The 21,212-nt window shown below is 73.5% G+C and carries 18 protein-coding genes; 13 read left to right on the plus strand and 5 right to left on the minus strand.

Features of this window, described 5'->3' with window-relative positions:
• Positions 1-4 precede the first annotated feature (4 nt).
• Together FB388_RS40180 and FB388_RS04405 are read left to right on the plus strand one after the other, a co-directional pair.
• Positions 5-895, plus strand: a complete 891-nt coding sequence (locus tag FB388_RS40180; RefSeq protein ID WP_142097232.1) for a DUF885 family protein — start codon at positions 5-7, stop codon at positions 893-895.
• Between the two features lie 77 nt (positions 896-972).
• The gene (locus FB388_RS04405) at positions 973-1,659 is read left to right on the plus strand and encodes a DUF885 family protein (protein WP_246122050.1); all 687 of its coding nucleotides are present in this window, start codon (positions 973-975) and stop codon (positions 1,657-1,659) included.
• 241 nt (positions 1,660-1,900) lie between these two features.
• On the opposite strand, the gene FB388_RS04410 is transcribed toward FB388_RS04405, so the two are convergent.
• Positions 1,901-2,734, minus strand: a complete 834-nt coding sequence (locus tag FB388_RS04410; RefSeq protein WP_142097239.1) for an SAM-dependent methyltransferase — start codon at positions 2,732-2,734, stop codon at positions 1,901-1,903.
• 111 nt (positions 2,735-2,845) lie between these two features.
• Between FB388_RS04410 and FB388_RS04415 the strand changes: the two genes are divergently transcribed.
• A complete protein-coding gene (locus FB388_RS04415; protein ID WP_142097242.1) occupies positions 2,846-4,018 on the plus strand; it encodes a substrate-binding domain-containing protein in 1,173 nt (390 codons plus the stop codon).
• 5 nt (positions 4,019-4,023) lie between these two features.
• Here the strand turns inward: FB388_RS04415 and FB388_RS04420 are convergent, their stop codons facing one another.
• Positions 4,024-6,573, minus strand: coding sequence for a glycosyl hydrolase (locus FB388_RS04420; protein WP_142097245.1), 2,550 nt, complete (start codon positions 6,571-6,573; stop codon positions 4,024-4,026).
• Between the two features lie 115 nt (positions 6,574-6,688).
• On the opposite strand from FB388_RS04420, the gene FB388_RS04425 reads away from it, so the two are divergent.
• Positions 6,689-7,870, plus strand: coding sequence for a TerC family protein (locus FB388_RS04425; RefSeq protein WP_142097248.1), 1,182 nt, complete (start codon positions 6,689-6,691; stop codon positions 7,868-7,870).
• On the opposite strand, the gene FB388_RS04430 is transcribed toward FB388_RS04425, so the two are convergent.
• Positions 7,812-8,648, minus strand: coding sequence for an IclR family transcriptional regulator (locus FB388_RS04430; RefSeq protein ID WP_246121599.1), 837 nt, complete (start codon positions 8,646-8,648; stop codon positions 7,812-7,814). The two genes, FB388_RS04425 and FB388_RS04430, sit on opposite strands and share 59 nt — an antisense overlap.
• A 90-nt stretch (positions 8,649-8,738) precedes the next feature.
• Between FB388_RS04430 and hutH the strand changes: the two genes are divergently transcribed.
• From hutH to hutI, 5 genes are all read left to right on the plus strand, one after another.
• A complete protein-coding gene (hutH, locus tag FB388_RS04435; protein ID WP_142097254.1) occupies positions 8,739-10,277 on the plus strand; it encodes a histidine ammonia-lyase in 1,539 nt (512 codons plus the stop codon).
• Between the two features lie 12 nt (positions 10,278-10,289).
• Positions 10,290-11,942: a urocanate hydratase gene (hutU, locus tag FB388_RS04440; RefSeq protein WP_142097256.1), complete on the plus strand. Its 1,653-nt coding sequence runs from the start codon at positions 10,290-10,292 to the stop codon at positions 11,940-11,942.
• 76 nt (positions 11,943-12,018) lie between these two features.
• Positions 12,019-13,197 (plus strand): allantoate amidohydrolase, encoded by a 1,179-nt coding sequence (locus FB388_RS04445; protein WP_211361762.1) that lies wholly within the window; start codon positions 12,019-12,021, stop codon positions 13,195-13,197.
• Complete coding sequence (locus tag FB388_RS04450) at positions 13,194-14,519, plus strand: formimidoylglutamate deiminase (protein WP_142097259.1); 1,326 nt, start codon at positions 13,194-13,196, stop codon at positions 14,517-14,519. Before FB388_RS04445 ends, FB388_RS04450 begins: the two co-directional genes overlap by 4 nt.
• The gene (gene hutI / locus FB388_RS04455; RefSeq protein WP_211361763.1) at positions 14,516-15,682 is read left to right on the plus strand and encodes an imidazolonepropionase; all 1,167 of its coding nucleotides are present in this window, start codon (positions 14,516-14,518) and stop codon (positions 15,680-15,682) included. Before FB388_RS04450 ends, hutI begins: the two co-directional genes overlap by 4 nt.
• Here hutI and FB388_RS04460 read toward each other — a convergent pair.
• Positions 15,672-16,298 (minus strand): TetR/AcrR family transcriptional regulator, encoded by a 627-nt coding sequence (locus FB388_RS04460; protein WP_142097264.1) that lies wholly within the window; start codon positions 16,296-16,298, stop codon positions 15,672-15,674. The two genes, hutI and FB388_RS04460, sit on opposite strands and share 11 nt — an antisense overlap.
• A gap of 119 nt (positions 16,299-16,417) precedes the next feature.
• On the opposite strand from FB388_RS04460, the gene FB388_RS04465 reads away from it, so the two are divergent.
• Genes FB388_RS04465 through FB388_RS04480 form a run of 4 tightly spaced genes read left to right on the plus strand, consistent with a single transcriptional unit; the run spans position 16,418 to position 19,451 of the window.
• Positions 16,418-17,101, plus strand: coding sequence for an alpha/beta fold hydrolase (locus FB388_RS04465; RefSeq protein WP_142097267.1), 684 nt, complete (start codon positions 16,418-16,420; stop codon positions 17,099-17,101).
• Complete coding sequence (locus FB388_RS04470; protein ID WP_170225467.1) at positions 17,098-17,706, plus strand: TetR/AcrR family transcriptional regulator; 609 nt, start codon at positions 17,098-17,100, stop codon at positions 17,704-17,706. The genes FB388_RS04465 and FB388_RS04470 overlap by 4 nt, the downstream gene beginning before the upstream one ends.
• A 12-nt stretch (positions 17,707-17,718) precedes the next feature.
• The gene (locus FB388_RS04475) at positions 17,719-18,663 is read left to right on the plus strand and encodes an NADP-dependent oxidoreductase (protein ID WP_142097273.1); all 945 of its coding nucleotides are present in this window, start codon (positions 17,719-17,721) and stop codon (positions 18,661-18,663) included.
• Positions 18,664-18,674: 11 nt separating this feature from the next.
• Positions 18,675-19,451, plus strand: coding sequence for a hypothetical protein (locus FB388_RS04480; RefSeq protein WP_142097276.1), 777 nt, complete (start codon positions 18,675-18,677; stop codon positions 19,449-19,451).
• A 23-nt stretch (positions 19,452-19,474) separates the two neighbouring features.
• Here the strand turns inward: FB388_RS04480 and FB388_RS04485 are convergent, their stop codons facing one another.
• The gene (locus FB388_RS04485; protein ID WP_142097279.1) at positions 19,475-21,148 is read right to left on the minus strand and encodes a bifunctional metallophosphatase/5'-nucleotidase; all 1,674 of its coding nucleotides are present in this window, start codon (positions 21,146-21,148) and stop codon (positions 19,475-19,477) included.
• Positions 21,149-21,212 lie beyond the last annotated feature (64 nt).

Below are 21,212 nucleotides of genomic sequence, written 5' to 3' on the forward strand. Positions count from 1 at the left end.
GCTGATGGGGCTCGACGGGCTCGCAGGGGAGTTCTGGGCGTGGCGGGCGGCGACCCAGCCGGACTCCTACGACGACATCACCCGGATCGAGCGGCCGGCCGGGTGGGTGGCGGACTGGTCGCCCGGAGCGGTCCAGGGGCGGCGGCGCGCGCTCGCGTCCTTCGTCGAGCGCTACCGGGAGCTCGACCTGACGTCCGAGCCGGTCGCGGTGCAGGTGGACGGACGCCTGCTCGGCTGCGCGCTGGCCCGGGTGCACTGGGAGCTGGAGCTGCTGCGCGGCTGGGAGCGCAACCCCCGCTTCCACCTGGACCAGGCGCTGGTGCCCATCTACAACCGGCTGCTGGAACCGCCGCCGATCGACGCGGCCCGCGCCGAGGCGCTGCTGCGGCACCTGCGGCGGGTGCCCGTCGTGCTGGCCCAGGCGCGGGAGAACCTGGCGGGGCGTGCCGCGCCGTCGTTCGCCGAGCACGCGGTCCGCGCGCTCGACGCCGCCGACGCCCGGCTGCGCACCGCGATGCACGCGCTGACGCCGCACCTGCCCCGGCTGCAGGCCGCCGGCCTCCCGGCCGCCACCGACCTGGCGGCGGCTGCGCTCGTGGAGTACCGGGAGTGGCTCGAGGTGCAGCTGCCGTCGTTCACGGGACCGACCGCGCCCGGCCCGGCCGCGTTCGCGTTCTTCCTGCACCGGTCGCGCTGCTGCCGCACCCGGTGGAGCGGCTGCGCGCGCAGGGCCGCCAGGAACTGGCTCGTGCGGTCGCCACCGAGGCCGTCATGCGCAACCGGTACCGGGACGCGGCCGACCCCCCGCTCGTCGCCGACCTGGAGACACACCTGGCTCGCCAGCGCGCCGACGAGCTCGCCGTCCGCCGGTTCTACGTCGAGCGGGGCCTCCTGAACCAGCCCGCCCAACTGCGCCACTACCGCTTCGCCGCGCTACCCGCCTACCTGGAACCGCTCACCTGGCTCGGTGTCCTGCACTACTGCGCTGCGCCGACCCGTCAGCACGAGGACGCCGTGCGCTACGTGCCGGCGCCCCGCCCCGACCTGTCGTACTTCGCGCTGGCCGCGGCGCGCGACCCGCGCACCGCGCTCGCCCACGAGGGCGTGCACGCCCAGCAGCTCGCAATGTCCTGGGCCCATCCCGATCCGGCCCGCCGCCACTACTACGACTCCACGGTGAACGAGGGGATCGCCTTCTACCACGAGGAGTTGATGCTGCTGTCAGGGCTCTTCGACGACGCCCCGGCCAGCGCCGAGTTCATCGCCAACGCGATGCGGCTGCGGGCGCTGCGGGTCGAGGTGGACGTCGCGCTCGCGCTCGGCGAGATCTCGGTCGACGACGCCGCCGCGCAGCTCGCCGAGACCGTCCCGATGGACCGGAGGACAGCCTGGGAAGAGGCCGTCTTCTTCGCCGGCAACCCCGGCCAGGGGCTCAGCTACCAGATGGGGAAGCTGCAGGTCCTCGACCTGCTCGCGACCTGTCAGCAGCACGCCGGTCGTGCGTTCGACCTGCAGGGCTTCCACGACCGGCTGTGGCGTGAGGGCAACGTCCCCCTCGCCCTGCAGCGCTGGGAGGTCCTGGGCCGGCGCGACCACCTGGACGAGGCCGACCGACTTGCTTTCGTCGGTGCTCGCGATCCCGGGTGGGGCGGCGCATGAGCCGCAAGAGCCGGTGTATCGGGCGTTCAATACCTGCGCGTCGGCCGGGTCGGGTCGACCACCGAATTCGGTGATGTTGCCGACCTGACCATTTCGGTAGGTGCGGGGAGAGGCGAACCGGATTGCCGCACCAGGAGCTCGGGCGGACAGGTGGGGCCGGGAGGCCCGAGTCGGAATCGACCGCGTTCTGCGGAACGCACCTGAAGGCTGTGATCAGCAGTTCGGATCCACCCCGCTAGTACTACGGCTTCCGCGCAACCCCGCCGTACTGGTCGACGGGTGACGGCGACATGAGCGGCAGCACGTTGCCCGTCGGGTCATCGGCCGGGAGGTCGGCGCGCCACAGCGACACGGAGGTGAACCCCGGCTCGACCCACTCCAGCCCGTCGAAGAACGACTCGATCTCCGCCGGCCGGCGGGCGTGGTAGTGCACGCCGTCCCGCTCGGAGTACGTCTTCTCGGCGTTCCGCCTGGCCTCCGTCAGGATGGCGTCGCAGATGGTGACGTAGCTGCCGGAGGGCAGCCGGGCGAGGATCTGCGCGACCAGCGACCGGGCCTCGTCGGTGTCGTGGATGTGTCCGAGCACGCCCAGCATGAGCACGGCGACCGGTTCGGTGAAGTCGAGGATCTCCGCCGCACCGCTCATCAGGTCCGGGACGTCGCGGATGTCGGCGTGCAGGTACTTGGTCATGCCCTCCGGCGTGCCGACGAGGAGGGCCCGCGCGTGCGCGAGCACCAGCGGGTCGTTGTCGGCGTACACCACGCGGGCGTCCGGGGCGACGCGTTGGGCGACCTCGTGGGTGTTGTCCGCCGTGGGCAGGCCGGTGCCGATGTCGAGGAACTGCCGGATGCCGACCTCGCCGGCCAGGAACTGCACGACCCGCCGCAGGAACGCCCGCGACTCCCGCGCGTTCACCTTGATCTGCGGATACACCGCTATCACGGCGTCGCCGGTCTCGCGGTCGACGGCGTAGTTGTCCTTGCCGCCCAACCAGTAGTTCCAGACCCGTGCCGAGTGCGGGACGGTGGTGTCGATCCCGGTATTCGCGTCTGGTCTCGGCGTCTCGTCGGTCACGACCTCATCCTTACCGTCCCGTGCGATTCGGTTCCACCCGGCCTCCCGATCCGCAGGTGCATGATCGGTACATTGCTGGCTCTGGCCTCTGACTGTCAGGAGCGCTCCCACATGAGACGAACGTTCGGCCTCCGCGCCTCGGTCCTCGCCACGTCACTCGCAGCGGCGCTCGTGCTCGGTGCGTGCGGGGGAGGTGAGACCGCCCCCGCCGCCGGACCCGCTGCGCCGGCCCCACCCGCTGGTGGCCCACTCGACCTGGCCGGCGTCTGTCCGGCGACCGTGGTCATGCAGCAGGACTGGCAGCCGGAGGCCGAGCACGGCGGCATGTACAGCCTCGTCGGGCCGGACCGCACGATCGACGCCGACGCGAAGCTGGTGCGCGGCTCGCTCGTGGCGCAGGGCGTCGACACAGGTGTGGACATCGAAGTTCGCCCGGGGGGCCCGAACGTCGGTTTCCAGCCGGTGCCCGCCCTCATGCAGCTCGACGACAGCATCGTTCTGGGCACGGTCTACTCCGACGTGGCGATCGCCGCGTCGGCCAACCAGCCGGTCGTCGCGGTCGTCGGGCAGATGACGACCAGCCCCTTGATGCTCATGTGGGACCCGGCGTCGCACCCCGGCGCGCAGACGCTGCGCGACGTCGCGGCGAGCGGTGTGCCCGTTCTCACATCGGATCCCATCATCACCGCGCTGCTGGAGAAGCAGGGGATCATCAGCTCCGCCCAGGTGGACACCAGCTACGAGGGCACCCCGGCGCGGTTCGTCTCCGACCCGCGGATCCTGCAGCAGGGCTACGTCACCGCGGAGCCGTACCTCTACGAGCGCGAGATCACCGAGTGGGGTCGGCCGGTGGCCAACCAGAAGCTCGCCGACTACGGCTACTCCGTCTACCCGTCGGCGCTGTCGGTGCGCGCCGACCGGCTCGAGCAGCTGCGGCCGTGCCTCGAGAAGCTGGTGCCGATCATGCAGCGGGCCCAGCTGGACTACCTGGCCGATCCCGCCCCGACCAACGCGCTGATCGTCGAGCTCGTCGAGACCTACCAGACCGGGTGGAGCTACTCGCCCGGCGTCGCCGACTACGCGGTGCGGGCGCTGCGCGAGGAGCAACTCGTGACCAACGACCCCGCCTCGGGCGTGTTCGGGCAGTTCGACCCGGCGCGCATGCAGGAGATCGTGTCGACGTTCGGCCCGATCCAGCAGGCGCAGGGCACGATCACCCAGCTCCCGGCCCCCGACAGCCTCTACACCAACGAGTTCATCGACCCGAGCATCCGCATGGGCTGACCGCCTCAGCTGAACCGCAGGGCCGGTACGTCGCGCAGGCCCGAGGTCGTGGGTCGCTGCGCGAGCTCCAGGTCCTGCATGCGGAACCTCCTCCCGTAGGTCCGCGTCACCGCCTCGACGGTCGCGGTGAGCTCCGTGGCTGCGCGCAGCGCGCCGAGCCCGGTGTTGAGCACGCGCACCGCGATCGCGTTCTCCCCGGCGCGCAGCGCCTCGGTGACGTCGACGGCGTACGGCGGTGCCCACGCCCAGCCGCAGTCGGTGCCGTTCACCACTACCTGCGCGACCTCACCGACCGGTGCGGTCACCTCGGCGCGGAACGACGCCCCGCACAGGCCCCGCTCGCCGTGGTCGTCCAGCTCGCGGGGACGGACCGGACCGAGGTCGAGCAGGACGCGGCCACCGAGGCGCTCGGCCGGCACGTCGACGGTCGTCTCGTAGGTCGCGCCGCCCGAGTGGTCCGCCCTCCCGGGGTCGTCCTCCCACCGGTGCGGTAGCGCCACGTCCTGCCGCACGTCCGGCGCGTCGGCGTAGGTGACGGTCCACGGCCCGGCGAGGTCCACGGTCTCGACCGGGCCGGCGGGCGGCTGCGCCGGGACGTCCGGCTCGGGTGCGGGCAGCGCGACGAGGACCGCCGCCTCGTACGGCTGCAGCTCGAGCGGCACCCCGCCGTCGTGCGCGGTGACCAGGTGGGCCCGCCCGGTGCGGGCGTCCCACCGCTCGAACGAGGCCGCCGCATCGCGCGGGCGGAAGGTGAAGGCGCGTGGCGCCGGACCGGTGTTGGCGACGAAGTAGACGTCGGCCTCGCCCGCGCGGCGGTGCACGACGCCGATGTCCGGGCCGGTCGCGGCGTCCGGCGCCACGATCGCGGCCAGCGCGGGCAGCAGCTCGTCGACGTCCTCGACGGTCACGACCGCGCCACCCGCGGCGACGTGCTTCTCGAGCAGGCGCGCGGTCGGCTCCGGCAGGTCGCACACGTTAGGCAGGACGACCACCCGGTACCGGCTCCAGTCGGCTTCCTGCAGCGCGGTGTCGTCGACGAGGTCGTAGTCGTACCCGGCGTCGCGCAGCTCGGCCGGCAGCGACTCGCCGATGTGCTCGCGCGTCGCGTGCCAGAGGTCGAGGTAGCCGCGGGTGCCGGGGGTGAAGCGCTGTGCGGCGTCGCGGCCGGGCGCGTAGAGGGCGACGTCGACGACCGGCTCGCCCTGCCGCAGCAGCCAGCACAGGCGGTGCAGGTACCGGGTGAGCTCGGGCATCGCGGGCCACCACGGGTTCGCGTCGTTCAGCGCGCCGGACGCGTAGAAGATCCAGCCGGGCGGCGGTGCGTCCGGCGGCGAGTACGGCCAGCCGTGCCCGACGAGCTGGTTGACGCCGAGGAGCAGGTGCTCGTGGGCCTCGCCCGCGAGGTCGAGCGGGGTGGCCGCGAAGGACGGTGAGTGCACCCACGTCCAGGTCTCGGACGAGACCACCGGCCGGTCGTACAGGTGGGCGGCCGACGTGGCCCACTTGGTCTGCGTGACCGACCGCCACCCCCACCCCTCGCCCTCCGGCAGGTCGGCGTACCGGTAGGCCGACAGCGTGCCGGGCGGCTGCCCGTAGCTCTGGATGCGGAACAGGACGTCGTGCGCCCGCGCCCACTCCCGCACGACGGCGACGAAGTTCTCCTCGTAGAGCTCGCCGAGCGTGGCAGCGACGTCGGTGCGGACCCGTGCGGAGCCCTCGCCCGGCGTGTGCAGCAGCGGCAGCTCGGGGAGGAGGTCGTAGCCGCGACGGGCGCGGAACTCCGCGGGCAGGGCGGGCGTCCAGTCCGCGGCGTACACCTCGAGGCTGTCGCAGAACACCGCGGTGACCAGCTCGCTCGGGACGGCGTCGAGGATCGGGTCGGCCACGGCCAGCAGGTGCGCCTCGGTCGCGGCCCGGCTGAAGTGGTGGTCGAGCACCGGACCTTCCGCGCCCGCCGCCGCGCGCTTGACGTTCTGCCCCGTCGGGCTCGAGACGGCGAGGAGGACCATCCGCGGCCCCGAGCCCGCCGGGACCTCGACCGCCCCGTCCCGGGCGGGCAGCTGCTCCCATCGCGTGGGCGGCTCCTGCTCCGAGCCGTCGCCGATGTACGCGGCGACGAGCTCCTCACCCGGCCACGGCCGGGCGGCGGCGATGCGGAGCGGCCGCGGGGACACCTCGCGCGCGTCCCACCGCAGCCGCCGGGCCGCTGTCGCGTCGGTGATGTGCGGGCCGCCGTAGGACCAGCCGCTGCCCAGGGTGACGTCGAAGCGCAGACCGAGCCGGGATGCCGTCTCGGCGGCGAAGCGCAGCCGGGACAGGTGCCGCTCGGACAGGAACCCGTCCCCGTCCCGGTCCGCATCCGCGGACAGCGGGTAGACGAACGCGACCTCGACGCCGCCGATACCGGCCGCTGCCATCGCCTCCAGCTCGCGGGCCAGCTCGGCCTCCTCGACGAACGGGCCGAACCACCACCAGCGCATCATCACCCGGCCGTCCGGTGGCGGGGCGGCGAAGCCCTCCCGCAGCGTGCGCACGGCCTGCCCTGCAGACGGCATCGTCTCGACTCCTCGGGTCGCCGGTCGCCGGAATTGGAACGTATCAACGGCTCGTTCGGGGCGCCACGCCGACGCAGGACTGTCGCCCTCGTCGCGTTGCTGGTTGTCTTCGACCGTGACGTCCGCTGCCTTGTGGTGGCCGACGGTCCTCGGGATCGTCGCGCTGCTCGCCTTCGACTACTTCTTCCACGTCCGCAGGTCGCACGTGCCCTCGCTCTCGGAGGCAGCGGTGTGGTCGTCGGTCTACGTGGGGATCGCGCTGCTCTTCGGCGTCGGGGTGCTGGTCTTCGGCGGCGCCACGATGGGGGCGGAGTACTTCGCCGGCTACATCACCGAGAAGGCGCTCTCGGTCGACAACCTCTTCGTGTTCCTGATCATCATGACCAGCTTCCGGGTGCCGCGCGCCGATCAGCAGAAGGTGCTGCTGTTCGGCATCGCGATCTCGCTGATCGTCCGTACCGCGTTCATCTTCCTGGGTGCGTCGTTGATCAACGCGTTCGCGTGGGTCTTCTACGTGTTCGGGCTCGTGCTGCTCGTCACGGCGGGCGACGTGATCAGGCCCCGCGACTCCGAGGAGCGGTCAGCGGACAACGTGATGGTGCGCCTCTCCCGCCGCTTCCTCCGCACGTCCGAGGTCTACGACGGCGACCGGCTGTTCACGATGGTGGACGGCCGCCGCGTCATGACGCCGATGCTGCTGGTGATGGTGGCCATCGGCAGCACCGACATCCTCTTCGCGCTCGACTCGATCCCCGCGATCTTCGGGCTCACCCAGAACGTCTACGTGGTGTTCACGGCCACCGCGTTCTCACTGCTCGGGCTGCGCCAGCTCTACTTCCTGCTCGGCGGGCTGCTCGACCGGCTCGTCTACCTCTCCTACGGGCTGGCCGCCATCCTCGCCTTCATCGGCGTGAAGCTCATCCTGCACGCGTTGCACGAGAACAACGTGCCGTTCATCAACGGGGGCGAGCCGGTGTCCGTCGTCGAGATCGGCACCGGACTGTCGCTCGGCGTCATCGTCGGCGTGCTGGTCGTCACCGTGATCGCGTCGCTGACCAGCGCGAAGGGGCGGGCGGTCAACCTCGTGTCCGCTGCCAGGCGGCACGCGACCGAGTACCTGATGTGCGAGACCGACCCCGCGGTGCGCGAGAGCATCTTCCGGGACCTGCTCGCCGAGGAGGCCCAGCTGCGCAGGCTCCCGGAGAAGTACCGGGCGCGGATCCGCGCCGAGGAGGAGCTCATGGCGCTCCTGCGGCGCGTCCACGACGATCACGAGGCGTCTGCGCTGGGGCGCTAGCGGGTGGATGGGTGTGGCCGCTGATGCGCGCGGCGATCGCCCGCGCCGTCCGGCCGACCTCGGCGACGACCACCTCCCGCAGATCCGGGTCGAGCTCCGGTCGCGGCATCGTGACGGCCACGCTCGCCACCGGGTGCCGCATGTGGTCGAGCACGGCCACGGCGATCGAGACGAAGCCGGGCGTCACCTCGCCGTCCTCGACGGCGTGTCCCCTGCGCCGCGTCTCCACGAGGAGTCTCCGCAGGGCGGACAGGGAACGGGGTCCGGTCTCGTGCCGGGTCACGAAGGCCTCGGGCTGCGGGAAGAGGGCGCGGATCTGCGCCGCGGGCAGGGCGGCGAGCATCGCGCGGCCGCTCGCGGTGAGATGGGCGGGAAGGCGCACGCCCACGTCGGTGACCAGCGGTGGACGGCCGGGCGCCCGCTCCTCGATGAGGTAGATGACCTCGTGCCCGTGCATGACGGCCAGGTGGGCGGTGTGCCCGGTGCGGTCGACGAGCCGCGCGAGCGGTACCCGCGCGACGCGCTGCAGCGGCGCCTGACGCGCGTAGCCGGTTGCCAGCTCGTAGGCCGCGACACCGAGGCTGTAGCGGCGTTCGTCGGCGAGGTGGACGACGAACCCGCTCTCGGCGAGCGTGGCCAGCAGCTGGTAGGTCGTGGAGCGGGGGAGCCCCAGCTCCCGCGCGACGGCGGCGGCCGGCACCGGGGCCGCCTGCCGCCCCAGGTGGCCCAGGATCGCCAGAACCTGGTGCGCCGCGGGCGCCTTCACCGGGCCGGACACGGCGCCGAGGCTAGCAACTGTCCGGGATCCCGGACAGAAACGAGCGTTGCTCCATGGTGCGGTGGCGCCGGGCGGGTGTCGGATGGAGCAATGCATGCCATCACCGTCGGGACCGGCCCGCTGGCCCCATCAGACATCCTTGCCGTCGCTCGGGGCGGGGCGGGCGTTCGCCTGTCCGCCGACGCCGAGAACGAGATGGCGGCCGGGCGGAAGGTGGTGGAGGCGCTCGCCGACGACGTGGAGCCCCACTACGGGATCTCGACCGGGTTCGGGGCGCTCGCCGTCCGGCACATCCCCGTGGACCGGCGGGCCCAGCTGCAGCGCAGCCTGGTGCGCTCGCACGCCGCCGGGAACGGTCCCGAGGTCGAGCGCGAGGTCGTGCGGGCGCTGATGCTGCTGCGCCTGTCGACGCTGGCGACCGGCCGCACCGGCGTCCGTCCGGAGACCGCACGCGTGTACGCGGAGATGCTCAGCGCGGGGATCACGCCGGTGGTGCGCGAGTTCGGGTCGCTGGGGTGCTCGGGCGATCTGGCACCGCTCGCGCACTGCGCGCTGGCGGCGATGGGTGAGGGCGAGGTGCGCGACGCGTCGGGAGTGCTGCGTCCCGCGGCCGAGGCGCTCGCCGCCGCGGGCATCGAGCCGGTCGAACTGGCGGAGAAGGAAGGCCTCGCGCTGATCAACGGCACCGACGGCATGCTCGGCATGCTGGTGCTGGCCTGCCACGACCTGCGCACGGTGCTGCGCACCGCGGACGTCGCCGCCGCGATGAGCGTCGAGGCTCTGATGGGCACCGACGCGGTGTTCGCCGCCGACCTGCAGGCGCTGCGCCCGCATCCCGGTCAGGCCGACAGCGCCGCCAACCTCCGGGCGCTGCTGTCCGGGTCCGGGATCATGGCCAGCCACCGCACGCCGGACTGCACGCGCGTCCAGGACGCGTACTCCCTGCGCTGCGCCCCGCAGGTGCACGGCGCCGCCCGGGACACGGTCGCGCACGCCGAGGCGGTGGCCGGCCGCGAGCTGGCGGCCGCCGTGGACAACCCGGTCGTCACCGTGGACGGGCGGGTGGAGAGCAATGGGAACTTCCACGGCGCCCCCGTCGGGTACGTGCTGGACTTCCTGGCGATCGCGGCGGCGGACGTGGCGTCGATGAGCGAGCGGCGCACCGACCGCTTCCTCGACGTGGCGCGCAACCACGGCCTCCCGCCGTTCCTGGCCGACGACGCCGGCGTGGACTCGGGGCACATGATCGCGCAGTACACGCAGGCGGGGATCGTGTCGGAGCTGAAGCGGCTGGCCGTTCCGGCGTCGGTCGACTCGATCCCGTCCAGCGCGATGCAGGAGGACCACGTCTCGATGGGGTGGGCCGCCGCCCGCAAGCTGCGGCGCGCGGTCGACGGGCTCACCAGGGTGGTGGCGATCGAGCTGCTCACCGCCGCAAGGGCCCTCGACCTGCGCGCACCGCTCGCGCCGGCCGCGGCCACGGCCGCCGTCCGCGACCGGCTGCGCGCCGAGGTCCCCGGCCCGGGCCCGGACCGGTGGCTGGCTCCGGAGATCGAGGCCGCCGTGGCGTTCGTCGCCTCCGGCGAGGCGCTCGCCGCCGCCGAGAGCGTCGCCGGCCCCTTGAGCTGAGAGGAGATCGTCATGGAGGGTGCTCGTCCCGTCCGCGCCGCGCGCGGCACGACGCTGACGGCCCGGTCCTGGCAGACCGAGGCCCCGCTGCGGATGCTCTGCAACAACCTCGACCCGGAGGTGGCCGAGCGACCCGACGACCTCGTCGTCTACGGCGGCACCGGGCGCGCGGCCCGCGACTGGCGCTCGTTCGAGGCGATGGTCCGCACGCTCACCACGCTGGCCGACGACGAGACGATGCTCGTGCAGTCGGGCCGCCCGGTCGGGGTGCTCCGCACGCACGAGTGGGCGCCGCGGGTGCTGATCGCCAACTCCAACCTGGTCGGGGACTGGGCGACCTGGCCGGAGTTCCGCCGGCTGGAGAAGCTCGGCCTCACCATGTACGGCCAGATGACCGCGGGCTCGTGGATCTACATCGGCACCCAGGGCATCCTGCAGGGCACGTACGAGACCTTCGCCGCGGTCGCGGAGAAGCGGTTCGGCGGAACGCTGGCCGGCACCCTCACCGTCACCGGCGGGTGCGGCGGCATGGGCGGCGCGCAGCCGCTGGCCGTCACGCTGAACGGCGGCGTGTGCCTGGTGATCGACGTCGACCCGGCCCGGCTGCGGCGGCGCGTCGAGCACCGCTACCTCGACGAGCTGGCCACCGACGTGGACGACGCCGTCGCGCGCTGCACTGCGGCGAAGGCCGAGAAGCGGGCGCTGTCGGTGGGGCTCGTCGGCAACTGCGCCACGGTGCTGCCCGAGCTGCTGCGCCGCGGCGTCGAGGTCGACATCGTCACCGACCAGACCTCCGCGCACGACCCGCTGTCCTACCTGCCCGACGGCATCGACCTCGACGACTGGGACGACTACGCCGCGAAGAAGCCCGAGGAGTTCACCGACCGGTCGCGTGAGTCGATGGCCCGCCACGTCGAGGCGATGGTCGGGTTCCTCGACGCCGGTGCCGAGGTGTTCGACTACGGCAACTCGCTGCGCGACGAAGCCCGCAAGGGCGGCTACGACCGCGCGTTCGCGTTCCCCGGGTTCGTGCCCGCCTACATCCGGCCGCTGTTCTGCCAGGGCAAGGGCCCCTTCCGGTGGGCCGCCCTGTCCGGCGACCCGGCCGACATCGCCGTCACCGACGACGCCGTGCTGGGGCTCTTCCCCGAGAACGACCGGCTGCACCGCTGGATCCGCGCCGCTCGCGAGCGGGTGGCGTTCCAGGGGCTACCGGCCCGGATCTGCTGGCTCGGGCAGGGCGAGCGCGACCGGGCCGGGCTGCGGTTCAACGAGCTGGTCGCCGACGGGCGGATCAGCGCACCGATCGTGATCGGGCGCGACCACCTCGACACCGGCTCCGTGGCCTCGCCCTACCGCGAGACCGAGGGAATGGCCGACGGCTCGGACGCGATCGCGGACTGGCCACTGCTGAACGCGCTGGTCAGCACGTCGTCCGGGGCGAGCTGGGTGTCGATCCACCACGGCGGCGGCGTCGGCATCGGCCGCTCGATCCACGCCGGCCAGGTCACGGTGGCCGACGGCACCGACCTGGCCGCGATGAAGATCGAGCGCGTGCTCACCAACGACCCGGCAACGGGCGTCCTCCGCCACGTGGATGCGGGCTACGACGTGGCGGCAGAGACGGCGGAGACCCACGGCATCCGCGTCCCGATGTCCGAGTGAGCGTCAGCAGAGCCACTTTCACGACACGAGACGTCAGCAAAGTGGCTTTGCTGACATCCGCCGGGACGATGGTGCGATGACGTTCGACGCGATGTGGGCCGACCTGCAGCCGGTGGGCCGGGATCGCCGCAGCGGCGGTTACCGCCGGTTCGCCTGGACCGCCGAGGACGGCGCCCTGCGCGAGTGGTTCACCGGCGAGGCGGCGGGGCGCGGGCTCGACGTGGTGCCGGACCGGGCGGGCAACCTGTGGGCGTGGTGGGGCGACCCGGACGCCGACGGGCCAGGGCTCGTCGTCGGCAGCCACCTCGACTCGGTGCCCGACGGCGGCGCGTTCGACGGTCCGCTGGGCGTCGTGTCCGCGCTCGCGGCCCTGGACGTCCTGCGCGCACGGGGGTGGACGCCGAGCCGCCCCCTGGGCATCGCCGTCTTCTCCGACGAGGAGGGAGCGCGGTTCGGCGTCGCGTGCGCGGGCAGCCGGATCATCACCGGCGCGCTCGACCCGGACCGCGCCCGCTCGCTCACCGACGCGGACGGCACCACCGTCGCCGAGGCGATGGCCGCGGCCGGGCACGACCCGGTGCAGGTCGGTCCGGACCAGACGACCTTGGCGCGGGTGGGCACGTTCGTGGAGCTGCACGTCGAGCAGGGCCGGGCGCTGGTCGACGCGCCGGACGAAGCGGCCGTCGGCGTGGCGAGCGCGATCTGGCCGCACGGCCGCTGGCGGCTGGACCTGCGCGGCCGCGCCGACCACGCCGGCACCACCCGGCTCGAGGACCGCGACGACCCGATGCTGCACCTCGCCGAGGCCATCACCGCGGCGCGGCGGGCGGCGGGGGAGCACGACGCGCTCGCCACGATCGGCAAGCTGCGGGTGGAACCGGGCGGGGTCAACGCGATCCCGTCCCGCATCACCGCGTGGCTGGACGCGCGCGGCCCCGTCGAGGCGGACGTGCGGGCCGTCGTCGCCGCGGTGGGCGCGGCAGCGGGGAGCGAGCCGGTCGAGGAGTCGTGGACCGGTTCGACCGCCTTCGACGCCGGCCTGCGGGACCGGCTGGCGGCGCTGCTCGCCGCGCCGGTGCTGCCGACCGGCGCCGGTCACGACGCGGGGATCCTCTCCGCCGCCGGGATCCCGGCGGCGATGCTGTTCGTGCGCAACCCCACCGGGGTCTCGCACTCACCGGAGGAGCACGCCGAGCCCGCCGACTGCCACCGCGGCGTGGAGGCGCTCGCGCGGGTCGTGGAGGAGCTGGGGTGACGGCGTACTGGTGCGAGCGGGCCTGGGTGGAGGGCGGCCCGCGCGACCGGGTCCGGGTCGCGGTCGACGGGGGCCGGATCGCAGGCGTCACGATCGGCGTGGATCCCGGACCCGACGACGTGCGGCTCACCGGCCTGGTGCTGCCCGGCTTCGCGAACGCGCACAGCCACGCCTTCCACCGCGCGCTGCGCGGCCGAACGCACGACCGCGGCGGCACGTTCTGGACCTGGCGGGAGCGGATGTACGAGGTGGCGGCGCGCCTCGACCCGGACCGCTACCTCGCGCTGGCCCGGGCCACCTACGCGGAGATGGCGCTGGCCGGCGTGACCTCCGTCGGCGAGTTCCACTACCTGCACCACGACCGGGACGGCACGCCGTATGCCGACCCGAACGCGATGGGACAGGCCCTGATCCAGGCGGCGGCCGACGCGGGCGTGCGGCTCACCCTGCTGGACACCTGCTACCTCGCAGGCGGGCTCGGCACGTCCGGCCACACCCCCCTCGACCGCGTGCAGGTGCGGTTCGGCGACGGTGACGCCCATGCCTGGGCGGAGCGCGTCGGCCGGCTCGCGGACACCGACGGCGTGCGCGTGGGCGCGGCGGTGCACTCGGTCCGGGCGGTGCCCGCCGCGCAGCTGCCGGCCGTCGTGCGGGCCGCGGGCCGGCGCCCCCTGCACGTCCACCTGTCGGAGCAGCCGCAGGAGAACGAGGCGTGCCAGGCGTTCTACGGGGCCACGCCCACGGCGCTGCTGGCCGAGCAGGGCGTCCTCGGGCCGGGTACCACCGCGGTGCACGCCACGCACCTGAGCGCCGCCGACATCGCCTTGCTCGGCGCTTCGGGCACCACCGTGTGCGCCTGCCCGAGCACCGAAGCGGACCTCGCCGACGGGATCGGCCCGTTCCGCGCGCTGCTGCGGGCCGGCTCACCGCTGACGGTCGGCAGTGACCAGCACGTCACGGTCGACCTGCTCGCCGAGGCCCGGCTCGTCGAGTCCTACGAGCGGCTGGCCTCCGGCGAGCGCGGCCGCCTGACACCCGCCGCGCTCGTGGACGCGCTCACCGTGCACGGGCACGCCTGCCTCGGCTGGCCGGACGCGGGCCGCATCGCCCCCGGCGCGCGGGCCGACCTGGTGGCGGTGGGGCTGGACCGCCCCCGTACCGCCGGCATCGCCCCCGAGCAGGTGGTGATGGCCGCGTCCGCCGAGGACGTCCACTCCGTCGTGACCGACGGGCGCGTGATCGTGCGCGACGGCAGGCACGTACTGGGGGACGTGGGAAGGCTGTTGGCCGCCGCCATCGCCCCGTTATGGGAGGACGTATGAGCACGCTGGTCAGCGGCATCGCCGAGCTGGTCACCAACGATCCCGCGCTCGGCCCCGGCCCGCTGGGGATCGTGGCCGACGCGGCAATGGTGGTCGACGACGGCCGGGTCGCCTGGGTGGGTCCCGCCGCCGCGGCCCCGGCCGCCGACGCGCGCATCGACGTGGACGGCCGGGCGGTGCTGCCCGGGTTCGTCGACAGCCACAGCCACCTGGTGTTCGCCGGCGAGCGGTCGGCCGAGTTCGAGGCCCGGATGTCCGGCGTCCCCTACGACGGCGGCGGCATCGCCTCCACGGTCGCGGCCACCCGCGCCGCCGACGACGACCGGCTGCGGTCGCGGCTGCGGGCGCTCGTGGGGGAGATGCGCGCCCAGGGCACCACGACGGTCGAGGTCAAGAGCGGTTACGGCCTCACCGTCGACGACGAGGCGCGAGCACTCCGGCTCGCCCACGAGGTGACCGACGAGACCACCTTCCTCGGCGCGCACGTCGTCCCGGCGGAGTACGCGGGACGGGTCGAGGAGTACGTCGCGCTGGTGACCGGCCCCATGCTGGAGGCCTGCGCGCCGTTCGCGCGCTGGGTGGACGTGTTCTGCGAGCCGGCCTCCCCGCACGCCTTCGACGGGCCGGCCAGCCGCGCGGTGCTGGAGGCCGGGCGCGCCGCAGGCCTCGGCCTGCGGGTGCACGGCAACCAGCTCGGGCCCGGGCCGGGCGTGCAGCTGGCGGTCGAGCTCGCGGCCGCGAGCGTCGACCACTGCACGTACCTGACGGATGCCGACGTCGACGCGCTGGTCTCCGGCGACACCGTGGCGACCCTGCTCCCGGGCGTCGAGTTCTCGACCCGCCAGCCATACCCGGACGCCCGCCGGCTGCTCGACGCGGGCGTCACCGTGGCGCTGGCCACGGACTGCAACCCGGGCACGTGCTTCTCGTCGTCCATGCCGATCTGCATCGCGCTCGCGGTGCGCGAGATGCGGATGACGCCTGCCGAGGCGGTGTGGGCGGCGACCGCCGGTGGCGCGGCAGCGCTGCGCCGCGACGACGTCGGGCGCCTCGGTGTCGGTGCGCGCGCCGACCTGTGCGTGCTGGAGGCGCCGTCCTACCGGCACCTGGCCTACCGGCCGGGCGTGCCGCTGGCCCGGGCGCTCGACGTCGTCAACCCTTGAGGTGCGCGAGGGCGAGGACGAGGCGTTCGGTGATGTCCGCAGGCCACGGGAAGCTGACGGTCACCGACTGCTGGTGGGCCAGCCCGTGCAGGCCCACCCACAGTGCGATCGCGTCGGCGGACAGGTCCGTGCTGGTGGCGATGCCCGAGGCGACGCAGTCGCCGAGGACATCGGCGAGCAGCTGCAAGCTGCCTTCGCCCAACGCGTGCATGTCGGCCTCGGTGAGCGAGCTCGTCTCGAGGTCGGGCATCCAGAGCCCGCCGAACATCGTGCGGTAGCGCCCGGGATGGGTCCGGGCGAACTCCAGGTAGCCGGTGCAGGTGGCGAAGAGCCGCGTCCGGGGGTCGTCGCCGGCGGAGTCCCGCGCGCGGCGTAGCTCCGCCTCCAGCTCGTCGAACGCCTGCTGGACGACCGCCAACATGATGCTCGGCTGGTCGGCGAAGTGGCGGTAGATCGACGGCGCCGAGATCCCGACCTTGCGCGCGACTGCCCGCAGGGTCACGGACGTCTGGTCGCCGGTCTCGTCGAGCAGCGCGACCGCGCCGGCCACGATCTCGTCGCGCAGGCGAGCACCCTCGCCCCGCCGGTTGCGCACCCGGACCTGTCCTTCCGACATGCCGTCACCTTACAGGTGAAAACTTATGGGAGTTAGTCTTGCGCAAGATACATACAAGCTGTACGTACAGGCTGCACGTACGTATGCTCCTTCCCGTTGATCTCGAGGGGGAGTGGGAGATGGGGACATACGTCCTGGTGCACGGCGCGTGGCACGGCGGATGGTGCTGGCGCGACGTGGCCGCGTTGCTGCGCGCGGAGGGCCACCACGTCCTGACGCCGACCCTCACCGGGCTCGGGGAGCGGGCCGCTGAGCTCCGGCCCGACGTCGGTCTGGAGACGCACGTGGACGACGTCGTGGACGTGCTGCGGAGCGGGGATCTGCGCGACGTCGTGCTCGTCGGGCACAGCTACTCGGGGCTCGTCGTGCGCGAGGCCGCCGACCGGGAGCCCGCCCGGATCGCCCGGCTCGTGCTGGTGGACGGCTGGGTGGGGCCCGACGGCGCGTCGATGGACGGCCTCGCGCCGGAGTTCTTCCGGAACTGGGTCGACGCGGCGACGACCGACGGCCTCATCGCCGTGCCGGCGCCCGCGACCATGGGCGTGACCGAGCCGGACCAGGTCGCCTGGCTGGAGGAGCGGTTGACGCCGCAGCCGCGCCGGACCTTCGCCGACCCGACCCGCCTCACGGGCGCCGTGGACGCTGTCCCCGGCCGTGCGGTGCTCTGCGTACCGGCCGCCCTGATCCCGTTCCGGGAGTGGGCGCACGACCTGGGTTACGCCATCGTGGAGCTGGAGTCCGGCCACAACGCGATGGTCACCGCCCCCGCCGCGCTGGCGGGCCTGTTGCAGGAGGCCGCGTGACCGTCCGCAACCGCAAGGTCGAGCAGGGCGAGCACACGCGGGAGGTGCTCGTGGCATCGGCCATCGCGCTGTTCGCCGAGAAGGGGTACGCCGACACCTCCACCACCGAGATCGTCGACCGGGCCGGTACCACCCGCGGTGCGCTCTACCACCACTTCGCCGACAAGCACGAGGTCTTCGAGGCGGCGCTGGACGCGGTGGAGGGCGACATCTTCGACCGCGTGCAGGCCACCGGTGCCCGGCTGGGCGACGACGTCCGGGGCCGGCTGGCGGCGGGCATCGACGTCTTCCTCGACGCCTGCCTCGAGCACGCCGTGCAGCGGATCCTGCTGCAGGAGGCGCCGTCCGTGCTCGGCTGGGAGCGATGGCAACGGCTCGACCGCCCGCGCTGCGCGCGACGGCTGCTGGCCGCGAGCCTCGGTGCGGCCGTCGACCGGGGCTTGATCGCGGCCCCGTCCGCGGCTGCGCTCACCCACCTCGTGTACGGCGCTCTGGTGCAGGCCGGGATCGTGATCGCCGGTGCAGAGGACCCGCGCGCGACCCGCATCGTCATGGGAGAGACGGCGCACCGCCTCCTCGACTCGCTGTTCCGACCCGAGGCGTGAGGAGACGTGCAGATGCGTGCGGTGCGTCAGCAGGAGTGGGGCGGTCCGGAGGCGATGGAGGTCGTCGACCTCCCGCGGCCCGCCCCCGCGCCGACCGAGGTCCTCGTGCGGGCGGTCGCGGCCGGGATCAACCCGGTGGACGTGTACACGCGCCGGGGTCTCGCCTACAACAGCGTCCTGCGGCTGCCCTTCGTGAACGGCTGGGACGTGGCCGGGGTGGTGGAGGAGGTCGGCTACGGCGTCACCCGGTTCCGGCCAGGCGACCGCGTGTTCGGCATGCCGCGGTTCCCGTACGAAGCGGGTTGCTACGCCGAGTACGTCACCGCGCCGTCGAGGCACTTCGCGCCGGTGCCCGACGGCATGGACCTCGTCGAGGCGGCGGCGCTGCCCTTGGCGGGCCTGACCGCGTGGCAGATGCTCGTGGACGTCGCGCGGCTCGCGCCCGGCGCCCGGGTGCTGGTCTCGGCGGCGGCAGGCGGTGTGGGCCACCTCGCCGTGCAGATCGCGAAGGCGCGCGGCGCGTACGTCATCGGCACGGCCAGTACCGCGAAGCACGGCTTCGTGAAGGAGCTCGGAGCCGACGAGGTCGTCGACTACGCGGCCGTCGACGTGGCAGAGGCCGTGCGTGACGTCGACGTCGTGGTCCAGATGTTCGGCGGTGACCACGCGCTGAACGCGCTCGCCTGCCTCCGCCCCGGCGGGATCATGGTCAACGCCCAGGGCGCGTGGACGAAGGGGATGGCGAAGCGCGCCGCGGCGCTCGGGGTGCGGGCGACCTCGTACCTCGTCGAGCCGGACGCCGACGCGCTGGAAGCGCTCGCCGGCCTCTTCGAGGACAGCCGGCTCGCGGTCCACGTCTCGGCGCGTTTCCCGCTCGCCGAGGCCGCCGCGGCGCACGAGCTGGTTGCCGGGGGTCGCACCACGGGGAAGGTCGTGCTCACCGTCGCGGGCCCGTAGGATGCCCGTAAGTGGTCGTTCTGCTGATCAAGCTGCTGCTCGCCCCCGCGCTCGTCGTCGCGTCCAGCCTCGCCGGCCGCCGTTGGGGACCGGCCGTCACCGGAGCACTGGTCGCGTTCCCGATAGTCGCGGGCCCGGTCCTGCTCGTCATCCACCTGGAGCACGGCGCCGCTTTCACCCGGGAGTCGGCCACCGCGTCGCTGCTCGGGCTGGTGTCGCTCGCCGCGTTCGCGCTCGTGTTCGCCCTGGCCGGGCGGCGGTGGTCCTGGCCTGCCGCGCTGGTGGCGGGCTGGGTAGCGGTGCTGGCCGTCGACGCCGGGCTGGCGCAGTTGCGCCTGCCGGGGCCCGCCGCGCTCGCGGTCACGCTGGCCGCGGTGGCCGCCGCCGTGCTGGCCATGCCCAGGCTGCCGCACGGCGGCGGCACCGGGATGCGCCCGCCGCCGCCGTGGGACCTCGCCGCCCGATCCCTCGCCACAGCGGTGCTCGTCATCTCGCTGACCACGGCCTCGACGGCCCTCGGCCCGCAGTGGACCGGGTTGCTCGCGACCTTCCCGACCGCGGCCAGCGTCGTCGCGGCCTTCGCCCTCGCACAGGGTGGGCCGGTGGAGGCGACGCGGATGCTCGCCGGGCTGCTGCGCGGTCTGTTCGGGTTCGCCGCGTTCTGCTGCGCGCTGGCGGCGCTGGTCGAGCCGGTCGGGGTCACCGCCTTCGCGTGCGCGCTCGTGGCCGCGCTGGTGGTCCAGGCAGGTGTCGGGCTGGTGCGCCGGACGGTTCGGCTACCCGTCTGAAGGATCTCGCGCACCGCCTTACCTCAGCCGAGGGTGATGCGGTCGGTCGCGGGTGGGCCGACCGGACGGTTCGCGCCGAGGTAGGCGGTGAGCGCGTCCACGTCCGCGCCACCGACGAAGTCGTTCGCGCCCTGGGTCGCCACCGAGAACCCGTCGCCGCCGCCTGCGATGAAGCTGTTCATCGTGATCCGGTAGGTGGCGGCGGGGTCGACCGGGGCGCCCCCGATCGTGATCCCGTCGACCTTCGTGCCCGCGCACGGGTCGGCACCGGTTCCGGGGGTTCCGGCCTGCCGCACCACGTAGCGCACGGTGGCCGAGGGCTGCAGGACCCGCTCGGTGACGAACTGCTGCTCGAGCAGGCAGTCCAGCTGGGCGCCGGTCAGGTCCAGCGTGGTGATGTAGTTGCCGAACGGTTGGACGGTGAACGCCTCCTCGTACGTGACCGGTCCGGCGTCCAGGTCGGCTCGCACCCCGCCCGGGTTCATGAACGCGGCGACGGCGCCCTGCTCGTCGTCGGTGGCGGCGAGCTGTGCGTCGGCGATGAGGTTGCCGAGCGGCGTCTCCCCGGAGGGGGCGGCTTCCCGGGTGATCGGTGCGCTGGTCTCGCCGACCTCCTCGGCCGCGACGGGCCCGAGGAGCGCACGGTAGTGCCCGATCAGGTCCTTCTGCGCGGCATCGGGGGCCACGTCGCGGCCGACGACCACGTTGCGGGCCCGCGCCTCGACCACGTCACCCGAGGACGGGTCGATGCGCATGTCGATGTCGGTGACCAGCCGGCCGAACGAGCTCGCGCTGGTGACCACCCGACCATCGAGCACGCAGTTGTAGGCCTGGTGGGTGTGCCCGCTTACCACGACGTCGATGGCGTCGGAGAAGCCGCCGACGATGTCCACGGCCGGGCCGGTGAGGTTCGTGCAGTCGTTGATCCCCCCGCCGCCTGCCTGCGTGCCACCCTCGTGGAGCAGCACGACGATCGCCTGCACGCCCTGTTCCTGCAGCTCGGCTGCGTAGCGGTTCGCGGTCTCGACCTCGTCCCGGAACGCGAGGCCCTCGATCCCGGACTGCGTGACGATGTCGGGCGTGCCCTCGAGCGTCATCCCGATGAAGCCGATCCGCACCCCCTGCACCTCGCGGATCGCGTACGGGGGCAGGAGCGGCTCCCCGGTGGCGGTGACGAACGCGTTGGCGGACAGGTACTGGAAGTCGGCTCCGGCGTAGGGCCGCGCCGGGTCGGCGCATCCGTCCTGCGGGTGGCAGCCGCCGTTCTGGATGCGCAGCAGCTCGTCCGAGCCCTCGTCGAACTCGTGGTTGCCAACGCTCGCCAGGTCGAGCCCGGCCAGCCCCAAGGCCTCGATCGCCGGCTCGTCGTGGAACGCCGCCGAGAGCAGCGGGGAGGCCCCGATCAGGTCGCCGGCCGCGACGGTGATGGTGTCGGGCCGCTGGACCTGCTCGGCCAGCAGGCGCAGCTGGGTGGCGAGGTACTCGGCACCGCCCGCGTCGACCTCGTCGATCTTCCCGCTGGACCCGCTCGGCGGTTCGAGGTTGCCGTGGAAGTCGTTCAGCGCGAGCAGCTGCACGTCGATCGGTGGACGGGCGACGTTCGCGCGCGGAACGACGAGCGCGGCCACGACCACCGCGAGCGCGGCGAGACCGATCACGATCAGCAGGGTTCGCCGGGAGACCGACCATCGGGGCATGCGCTGATCCTTCCGCGGAGCGACGGTGATCGACCACCCTCATCCTCGCGGGTGCCGCGGTTCC

Source organism: Pseudonocardia cypriaca, from assembly GCF_006717045.1.
GTDB classification, from domain to species: domain Bacteria; phylum Actinomycetota; class Actinomycetes; order Mycobacteriales; family Pseudonocardiaceae; genus Pseudonocardia; species Pseudonocardia cypriaca.